The organism is Loigolactobacillus backii (genome assembly GCF_003946275.1).
GTDB classification, from domain to species: domain Bacteria; phylum Bacillota; class Bacilli; order Lactobacillales; family Lactobacillaceae; genus Loigolactobacillus; species Loigolactobacillus backii.
The window spans coordinates 1-10,254 of the sequence record NZ_RHNQ01000068.1 but is presented as its reverse complement, the minus strand read 5'-3'; the positions used below and the strand labels follow the sequence as shown (position 1 = coordinate 10,254).

Here is a 10,254-nt window from a genome sequence, read left to right as displayed (position 1 = left end):
GTCTTTAATACTGAGCGCAAATTTTATATGATTGTCTATAGGGTTCACGGTTTTCTCATATCCTTTCAAATGATACTGTAGTGGGTGGATTTTTTGGATGAGGGCTGTGAGCTCTTTTTCTGTCCTTAAATTGTAAATTCAAAGGCACAAAAAATCCTGTTAATAGTTTACCATTTGTAAACTATCAACAGGAAAAAGTATAGAGCCAAAATAGTTATTTCGATAATGTAAAAGGGCTTTAACAAATCTGATATTTGTTAAAGCCCTTTTTTAGATTAATTTTAAGTTAGAACATCTAACATCATTCAGTAAGATTATAAAATTTTTATTAGCCAATTTTAATGTTGTTTAATCGCGTTCTGAACAAAAAAGGAAGAAAACCCACCTAACATAGACTTAATTACGTTTGACAATGATTAGATTATGATTAAAAATAGATTATATTAAGTTAACGCTAAATAAGCTAGGGGGTCAATCAATGGACAGTACGGTTAAACAAAAATTAGAAGTTGCAAATAAAGTTTACTATTATTGGAATATTGCTACGTGGTTAGGCCAACAGAAGCAGCAGGTTGAAACTTTTCCGTACACCATCAGAATTCTGCTAGAGGCCGTTTTACGCCAAAGTACAAAACGGCCGGAATTAAAAAAATCTTTGCCATCGTTTATAAATTGGGATCATGCCCATGAACAGGATATTCCATTTAAGCCTGAACGAGTTATTTTACAGGATTTTACTGGGATTCCTGCGTTAGTTGACCTCGCAGCCATGCGTGATAAATTGGTTGCAGTTGGCGGAAATGCCAATCAAGTTAACCCTGACGTTCCCGTTGATCTAGTCGTTGATCATTCCGTTCAAGTTGATCGGTCAGGTGATTCGGCGGCATTTGCGTATAACGTGAAGCGTGAATTTGAACGTAACCACGAACGCTATAGCTTTTTAAAGTGGGCTCAACAAGCATTTAAAAATTTAACAATAATTCCACCCGATACTGGTATTATTCACCAAATTAATTTGGAGTATTTGGCCCAAGTGGTCGCAACTAAAATGTCTGGGGAAGAAATTCTGGCTTATCCAGATACGCTAGTGGGAACGGATTCGCATACAACGATGGTGAATGGGTTAGGTGTACTTGGCTGGGGAGTTGGTGGAATTGAAGCGGAGGCCAGTATGTTAGGTGAAGTTTCGTACATTCCAATGCCAAAAGTTGTCGGTGTTCGTTTAACTGGCCAGCTTAAACCTGGAACCACAGCAACTGATCTTGCTCTAACTCTGACACATCAATTACGGCAATACGATGTTGTCGGAAAATTAGTTGAATTCTATGGGCCTGCCTTGGCTACCTTGGCAGTTGCTGACCGAGCAACAATTGCTAATATGGCCCCAGAATATGGTGCAACTTGTGGCTTTTTCCCAGTGGACGAACAAACCTTGGCCTATTTAAAATTAACTAATCGTTCACCAGAAAAAATCAAGCTAATCAAGACTTACTTAACAGCCAACCATTTATTTTACCAACCTAATGAAGATGAATTGCGGCATTACAGCGAAACTGAAAGTCTAGATTTAAGTACAGTTTCGGCCAGTGTTGCAGGTCCGTCACGGCCACAAGATTTGGTACATTTGGCCGAACTTCCAAATAATTTCACCAAATATGCTAAGCAAAGTGGCTTACAAGTGTCTGTAGATCAACAAGAATTCACTTTACGACCTGGTGCCTTGGGCATTGCGGCGATTACCAGTTGTACCAATACCTCTAATCCTGATGTTTTATTGGCAGCTGGCTTATTGGCCAAAAAGGCGGTTGAATTAGGACTCAAGGTTCCCCAATACGTTAAAACCTCATTGGCCCCTGGATCCAAAGTTGTGAGTGACTATTTGGCAAGTACTGGCCTGCAGGATTCACTGGATCGACTTGGTTTTAATCTAGTCGGTTATGGCTGCACAACTTGTATTGGAAATTCGGGGAAATTGAAACCGGAACTAGAAACTACTTTAGAAAAACACGCGTACCCAGTTGCCGCAATTGAAAGTGGTAACCGTAATTTTGAAGGTCGCGTACACCCTTTGATTAAAGATACCTATTTGGCCTCGCCGCCGTTGGTCATTGCGTACGCTTTGGCGGGTAGATTAGATATCGACCTAGTTCACGAACCAATAACCCGGACAGTCGAGGGCCAGGATATCTACTTAAGTGATTTATGGCCCCAACAATCCGAAATTACACGTTTAAAGCAACAAAGTCTTTCGCCAGAACGATTTAAAGCAAATTATGCTGCCATTTTGACGCAAAACAAGATCTGGAATAAGTTACCAGCACCAACAGGGCAGCTTTATGCCTGGAATTTACACTCAACTTATATCGCTAAACCACCATTCTTTGCTGATTTGACGAAGCAACGGCTAACGCCAATGACCAATTTACGCGTATTAGCAAAATTAGGAAACACAATCACTACTGATCATATTTCACCTGCTGGGTTTATTGGCCAAATGACACCGGCAGGCCAGTATTTAACGGCACATGGCGTGGCAACCCGCGATTTTAATTCCTATGGTTCTCGCCGAGGTAATCACCAAGTAATGGTGCGGGGCACATTAGCTAACATTCGAATTCAGAACCAGCTAACACCAGATAAAGTAGGGGGCTTTACTCAGTATTGGCCAACAAAACAAACAATGACGATCTACGAGGCAGCCCAGCATTACAAAGAGGATAAAGTTGGCCTAATTATTTTGGCCGGTAAAGATTACGGCATGGGGTCGTCCCGAGATTGGGCGGCCAAGGGAGTGGCACTATTAGGGGTTAAGGTCGTTATAGCGGAGAGCTTTGAACGGATTCACCGTTCAAATTTAGCAATGATGGGCGTTTTGCCACTACAATTTAAAGCAGGTGAGAGTGCGACTACATTAAAGTTAACTGGTGAGGAACAATTTTCGCTGGTATTTCTCCCAGATCGGCACGTTAAAGTTACGGCAGCTTCTCCAGCAGGGGAAAAGACAGCGTTTGAAGTGATTTTACGTTTTGATACACCAATTGAGCAACGTTACTTTGAAAATCATGGTATTTTACCCATGGTAGTTGCTACTAAAATGGCAACCGCACGTTGAGAGGAGACGGTTTGAAATGACGAATGGATTAACAGGTATTGTCGCCGGACAAACTAGTATTAGTTCTACCAATAATGGCCACTTAATCTACGCCGGTTATCCAATTGAGCAACTCGCAAAAATGCAACCTAATTTTGAAACAACAATGTTCTTATTGTGGCACTTGCGCCTACCACAGGAAACCGAATTAACTGAGTTACAGCAGCAATTAACGCATAATATGGTATTACCGGCCAATTATTTGGCCCTCCTTAAACAAATTTGTCGTGAGCCAGAGGCACCAATGAGCCAATTGCGAACCGCGGTGTCTTTACTAGAAATAATCAGTCCAGCTGATTTAACCGCAGAAGCGATTCAGGCCAAAGTATTAATTGTGATTACAGCGATTATTCGGTTACACCGGGGCCAATCAATTTTAACACCATTGGCAAAGGCCGATTACGCAACTAATTTACTCTACCTGGTGACTGGTAAAAGGCCACAACCACGGCAGCAATTAATTGAAAATCAAGTTTTACTGGTACACGCTGATCACGAATTTAACGCCTCAACGTTTACGGCCCGCGTTACGGCATCAACCGCAACGGACACTTATTCATGTTTAACGGCCGCAATAGCAGCATTAAAAGGACCACTACACGGTGGCGCCAATGAAAAGGTTGGCCTAATGCTTGAGGAATTAACGACAAACAAACGACCACCAGTTTTGTATTTGAAGGAGAAACTAAAGCAGGGTGAAAAAATTATGGGTTTTGGCCATAGAATTTATAAAAAAAGTGATCCCCGTGAAAAGTTGCTAAAAAAATACGCCAAAGAATTAGCGCAACAAACCAATCATTTAGATTGGTACCAAACATCAATTGAGATTGAACGGTACATGTGGGCACAAAAACATTTAATTCCCAATGTAGATTTTTACAGTGCCACCATTTACCACTGTCTTGGTTTTAAGGCCGATGAGTTTACGTTGTTGTTCGCAGCCAGTCGCTGTGCAGGTTGGTTGGCGCACATTAAGGAACAACGACAACAGGCAACCCTAATTCGGCCTAGTTCAGAGTACATTGGCCCACGTCACTTACAAATGATGACTTATGAAGCCAATCAACAAGCCAAATAGTAACGCAAATAACCACATTTGCAGAAATGCAGGTGGTTATTTATTTTGACTATTTGGAGAACTAAGTTACTTCAACTAAAGAGACGTAAACAAACGACCAAAATAAAGAGGCCGGACAAAGGTCCCAGCCTCTTATTACTTCCAAAGATTACGCTAGGATGTGTGCCAAAAGCAACTTTTGTCCCACTCCCATGAAAATTCAATTAATCAGAAACCAATGCGTGTTCCTCAAACATAGCATGAATCTTGGCTGCAGATTTGGCTAATTCGGTCTCTTCATCGGCAGTTAAATTCAAATTGATTTGTTTTGCAATTCCATCACCAGCCACATAAGCAGGGTGACCAACGTAAGTATCGTACTTCTTTGAATACGTAGATACAGGGAAAGCACCAACTTCATCAGTTAAAATTGCCTTGACAATGTTACTAACACAGGCCGAAATACCGTAGCAAGTATAGCCTTTGCCACTATGAATTTGCCAGCCACCAGCAGCAACTTGTTCTTTAATTTCATCTAAATTAAGGTCAACTGACTCTGGATATTCAGCTAACGGAACACCAGCAATTGAAACCGTTGACCAAGCGGTAAATTGTGAATCACCATGTTCACCCAGTACATAGCCGGCAACGTTTTTAGGATTAACGTGGAATTTATTAGCAACTACGCGCTTCATACGTGCTGTGTCCAATGATGTTCCAGTACCGAAGACATGATTTTTAGGTAAACCACTAACTTTTTGAATTAAGGCCGCAATAACATCACAAGGATTAGTAATCGAAACAATAATTCCGTTAAAACCAGAGGCCATCAGTTTAGGAATAGCGTCGTAAACGGTTTTCTTTGTCCATTCTAATTCTTGCATTCGATCGCGCTCTTGACGATTCATATTGCCAGTTGAAAAAATGACAACATCAGCATCGCTTAATAAGGAGTAATCTTGTGACGAAATCCGTGTATGGGATAAGGTTTGTGAACCCATATCGGCCAAATCAAGTTCTTCGGCATGAGCCTTATCATCATTTCGATCAATTAAAACTAAGTGGTTACAGAGTCCACGAACGACAATTTCATGCGCTGCAGCAGAACCAACGTGACCAACACCAATAATACCAATTTTATTCATTAATAAATCACTCCAATATTTAATAAAGATGTTGATTATTATAATCCTTTTATCATTATAAGCAAGTGTAACTAAGATTAAGTAGTTAAATAAAAGGAATTGACTTGAGCTTTAAATGTTTATGTATCAGTGATTATATGTGCAATTAAAATTTAGTAAGTGGATTAGTTTTTATTCTAAATAAGATGAGAATAAACCAGATATTTACCAATTAATTTAAGATGTTAACTGCAAAAAATAGCAGTTGGATCAAGCTAAAGTCAGTTTTTCTAAGTAATAAGATAGTTTTGACACTACTTTGTATAATATATATTATGTAAACTAGATAAAAGCTTAATCTAGATACCAGTTAATTTACAATATTTAGTGAATTTCTAACTAGCCCCCTCTTCAAATTAGCTTAACCTAAACCAATTAAATTTATTTTAAAAGCACCCCGAAATTAACGTTAATTAAAAAAGCACTCCACTAAGAGTACTTTAATTTAGACTTGTTCATCTTTAATCCAACCAATTGCAATTGCTTTTTCACCTAAATGAGTTCCAATGACAGGACCAAAATAACTAATATCGAATTTTATCTTAGGATATTTTGCTTGTAATTCATCACGCCAAGTCATTGCTGCTGCTTCATCGTTAGCGTGAATGATGAACGCGTGAATTGGATAATCAGTTGTTTTAACGGCTTGATCAAATAATTCTTCAACACGACTGTAGGCTTTTTTTAGTGAGCGAATTTTTTCAAACGCAACTATTTTATGTTCACCATCAAAGGTTAAAATTGGTTTGATTCGTAACATACCGCCAAGAAAAGCCGAAGCATTGGATAAACGGCCGCCTTTGACTAAATTCTGCAAGTCGTTAACAATGAAGTATTCGTCAGTTGTTTCGCGAAGTGCGTCTAAACGCGCCAAAATTTCATCAACTGTTTTTCCAGCCTTAGCCATCTTCGCGGCGGTTAGAACCATTTCGCCCATTAAAATGACGGTAATCTGCGAATCATACGGAATAACGTGCGTATTAGGCACTAAATCATCAACATTGCGCAAATTATTAAGAAAACCAGAAATAGTACTGGATAAATGAATGCTGATCACTGTATCGTAGCCCTGATCACCAAGCTTACGGTATAATTTTACCATCTCACCAATTGACGGTTGCGTGGTGCTTGGTAATGTCTCTGATTGCCGTAGCCACGTGTAGAATTCGTTTGTTGAAATCTGGGTACCTTCGTCATACGTTTTACCATCCAGAATTACTGGAATTGGGACAACGGTAATGTTATTTTCCTTGATTAATTGTTGGGGCAAATACGCTGTACTATCAGTTACAACAGCAATTCTCATGAATGACACCTACTTTATAGACTTTTATATTCTAACTAATAACTATACCATAGTGGCTAATTTTTACATAAATTACGGGAAAAATTTAATAATTCAACTACCCCACTGCTTCTCTTCCCTCATACTAACTAATCCAAGGTAATAAGTTTGCTTGATCAATAATACATTTTTGTTTAGCGACTTACAAGAGTCAAAGCCTTTGTCTAAACATCTAAAAACCAGTATAATTAGCAGTGATAAACTCTAAAAGAAAGCGAGATAACCTAAATGTCATTTGATGGTATCTTTACACACGCAATGGTCAATGAACTTGCACCATTACTAGTCGGTGGCCGAATTAGCCGGATCAATCAGCCGTACCCGAATGAATTAATTTTAGTGATTCGGGCAAATCGGCACAATTACCCTCTGTTGTTATCGGCCCACCCAACTTACGCACGTTTGCAGGTTACCGAGATTCCTTACGTTAATCCAGCAAAACCAACTAAATTTACAATGACACTACGTAAATACCTTGACGGTGCACTTTTAAAACAGTTAAGTCAAAAAGAAAATGATCGAGTTGTACACCTAACCTTTACCTCACGGAATGAATTAGGTGATTTACAAAATATTAGTTTAATTATTGAAATGATGGGCCGACACAGTAATCTAATCCTTCTCCAACAAGATACTGGACGAATTTTGGATACTGTCCGCCACGTCTCAAGCGATCAGAACCGTTATCGTTTACTGATGCCTGGTGCAACCTATATTGAACCGCCTAAGCAAGATAACGTTAACCCCTTCAAGTTTGATGCAGGAGATTACCTTAAAGGACTACCACAAACTGCAGACGTTTTTAAGCTCGCTAAAAAGCTCCAACAAGATTTTCAGGGCCTTGGTTTTGATAGTAGTGTTGAATTGGCAACCAGATTAGCGCAACAATCTAATCCATTAACTACTTGGCAAGATTTTTTTACTGCAATTGATCAGACACCTAAACCAACTGTTACGCGGTTAAATGAGCGCCAACAAATGCAGTTCTCAGCGATTGACTATCAATCAGAAAAAGGCCAAAAGAAGAACTATTCAGGTCTTAGTCATATGTTGGATCAATTTTACCGGGATAAAGTTGAACTTGATCGCGTTCACCAACAAGGCAGTCAACTAATTCATTTTGTTCAAAATGAATTAAAAAAAGACCGTAAAAAGTTGAAAAAGTTAACGCAAACGTTGAAAAACAGTGAAAAGGCAAATGATTACCGCATTAAAGGTGAAATCTTAACAACTTACTTAAATCGAGTCGAGCGCGGCATGACATCAATTGAATTACCTAATTATTATGCTGATGAGCGGCCCTTAAAGATTAATTTATCTAACCAGATTTCACCTTCACAAAATGCGCAAAAATATTTTACTAAGTACCAAAAGCTAAAAAATGCTGTTCACTACGTTAATGATCAAATGACGGAAACCCAACAAGAAGTTGACTATCTAAGTGGAATTCTTGCCCAGATTGAAATTGCGGCGCCGAAAGATTTAACCGATATTCAGGAAGAGTTATTCCAACAAGGCTATTTGCACCGTAAACAACAAAAAAACAAGAAAATTAAACGGCCTAAACTAAGCAAGCCGGATCAATTTTACGCTAGTGCCGGTACTTCGATTTTGGTGGGTAAAAATAACCTGCAAAATGATCGTTTAACCCTAAAGACTGCTAGAAAGACCGATATCTGGTTACACGCAAAGAATGTCCCGGGATCACACGTCATTATCGCGCAGTCGGACCCTAGTGAGAAAACACTGGCGGAAGCGGCCAATTTGGCGGCCTACTTCTCAAAATCACGTTTATCCGCAACGGTTCCGGTAGATTATGTGCAAGTTAAACGAGTTCATAAACCCAATGGCGCTAAACCTGGTTTTGTTATTTATGAGGGCCAGCATACGCTATTTGTGACGCCGGATGAGGCATTAGTAGAAAAATTAAGTAAACAACCAAATTAAGCATCGCTGTCAGCAAAACGGCCACACGATAATCTGCGTGTGGCCGTTTTGTTGCTTATTTAACTAACCATGATTAGCTCACTATTTACGCCAATGATAGCATTTTGGCACATGTTTTAGCGTAATGCTCAGAAATAGTAAGAGTAACCATTACCCAACTTTATAATTTATAACGACCTTTAACCACACATAATGATGTACCTTCAATTTGATATTAGGTCTTACGCCACTCACCGTAAATTTGAGACCGTTTGCCTTAAAGCTACTATTCTGCGAATTCAAAGTTATATACTTAGTTTGTAAAAAAGGAGGCCCACTATGAAAACCAATTTTTTCGTTAGCCCTGACACACCCGATGAACATACTGACTTTTTCTTAAAAGAACTCACTCCTGAAATTCAAGAAATTGCAAACCAATTAGTTGGTACAGGAGATCAATTATGGGGATATCGTGAAGATGCCATTGTTCCTTTAAAGTTTGATCAAATTGACGTCATTTACGCGCAGAACAATCGAATTTTCGCTGAAGCGGCGCGTGAAACGCTACTTTTAAAACAGAGATTGTATCAATTAGAGCTGATATTACCTAGTGATTTTATCCGAGTTTCTAAAAGTGAAATTGTCAACTATCGCCATATTGATCACCTAGAACTTTCAAACAATGGTCTAATCAATATCCTACTCACTAATCAATCAAGGGCCTTGGTATCACGTAGATACATGACGGCCCTAAAAAGGAGAATTGGATTATGAAATCTAAAAACAGAAGTAAAGGATTAACTTTGGGATTTGGAATTACCTCTGGCATCACAATTGGTTTAATAATGTCGCTTCTTTTTTCATATCATTACGGTACTTCTTACCAGCCTTCCACTCTGGCCTTCACGGCTCAATTCGCCAATCCACTGACTGCAATTACACTTTCCATCGTTCTCTGGGGCCTAATAGGCGCAATTTTCAGTCTGGCCAGTTTGGTCTTTCAAATTGAAACCTGGAGTCTTACCAGACAAACAATTGTTCATTTTTTCATTACGTATATTTGTTTCACCGTCCTAGCCGGGTTATGCCGCTGGTTTCCTGTTTCTTGGTTGATTTTTTATATGCCAATATTTGTCTCAATCTATGTTGTCATTTGGAGTGTTAAGTACTTAAGCTTCAAGCATTACGTCAAACAAATTAATCAAAAATTAAGTAAAAAAATAACTAATTAATAAGTTAGATAAAATTCCACTACCTGATCTCAATTATCGGCGCACTAAATATTGGCCAAAACTTTAACCAATTTTTTGAGTGATAAGAACACGGTATTTAGCCGAGTCCTTACCACTCATTTTTTTAATTAAACGTACTTGTGGTAATCATGGGCTCTATACTTTTTCCTGTTGATAGTTTACAAATGGTAAACTATTAACAGGATTTTTTGTGCCTTTGAATTTACAATTTAAGGACAGAAAAAGAGCTCACAGCCCTCATCCAAAAAATCCACCCACTACAGTATCATTTGAAAGGATATGAGAAAACCGTGAACCCTATAGACAATCATATAAAATTTGCGCTCAGTATTAAAGAC

The 10,254-nt window shown here is 38.9% G+C and carries 7 protein-coding genes; 5 read left to right on the top strand and 2 right to left on the bottom strand.

Annotation, left to right across the window (positions count from 1 at the left end; all coding sequences use genetic code 11):
- The first annotated feature begins 478 nt into the window (after positions 1-478).
- Both acnA and EKM61_RS10105 read left to right on the top strand, forming a co-directional pair.
- Positions 479-3,112, top strand: coding sequence for an aconitate hydratase AcnA (acnA, locus tag EKM61_RS10110; protein WP_068224202.1), 2,634 nt, complete (start codon positions 479-481; stop codon positions 3,110-3,112).
- Positions 3,113-3,128: 16 nt separating this feature from the next.
- Complete coding sequence (locus tag EKM61_RS10105; protein ID WP_068224204.1) at positions 3,129-4,229, top strand: citrate/2-methylcitrate synthase; 1,101 nt, start codon at positions 3,129-3,131, stop codon at positions 4,227-4,229.
- A 203-nt stretch (positions 4,230-4,432) separates the two neighbouring features.
- Here EKM61_RS10105 and EKM61_RS10100 read toward each other — a convergent pair whose 3' ends face one another.
- Both EKM61_RS10100 and EKM61_RS10095 read right to left on the bottom strand, forming a co-directional pair.
- Complete coding sequence (locus EKM61_RS10100) at positions 4,433-5,353, bottom strand: L-lactate dehydrogenase (protein ID WP_068224206.1); 921 nt, start codon at positions 5,351-5,353, stop codon at positions 4,433-4,435.
- Between the two features lie 484 nt (positions 5,354-5,837).
- On the bottom strand, positions 5,838-6,698 hold the full coding sequence (locus EKM61_RS10095) for a DegV family protein (RefSeq protein WP_068224208.1): 861 nt from the start codon (positions 6,696-6,698) through the stop codon (positions 5,838-5,840).
- A gap of 267 nt (positions 6,699-6,965) precedes the next feature.
- On the opposite strand from EKM61_RS10095, the gene EKM61_RS10090 reads away from it, so the two are divergent.
- The 3 genes from EKM61_RS10090 to EKM61_RS10080 all read left to right on the top strand — a co-directional run bounded on the left by EKM61_RS10090 (position 6,966) and on the right by EKM61_RS10080 (position 9,895).
- Entirely contained in the window at positions 6,966-8,684 is a 1,719-nt protein-coding gene (locus tag EKM61_RS10090; RefSeq protein WP_068224210.1) for an NFACT RNA binding domain-containing protein, read from the top strand.
- A 318-nt stretch (positions 8,685-9,002) separates the two neighbouring features.
- Complete coding sequence (locus tag EKM61_RS10085) at positions 9,003-9,437, top strand: LytTR family DNA-binding domain-containing protein (RefSeq protein ID WP_068224213.1); 435 nt, start codon at positions 9,003-9,005, stop codon at positions 9,435-9,437.
- Positions 9,434-9,895, top strand: a complete 462-nt coding sequence (locus EKM61_RS10080) for a DUF3021 domain-containing protein (RefSeq protein WP_068224215.1) — start codon at positions 9,434-9,436, stop codon at positions 9,893-9,895. Before EKM61_RS10085 ends, EKM61_RS10080 begins: the two co-directional genes overlap by 4 nt.
- The last annotated feature ends 359 nt before the right edge of the window (positions 9,896-10,254 follow it).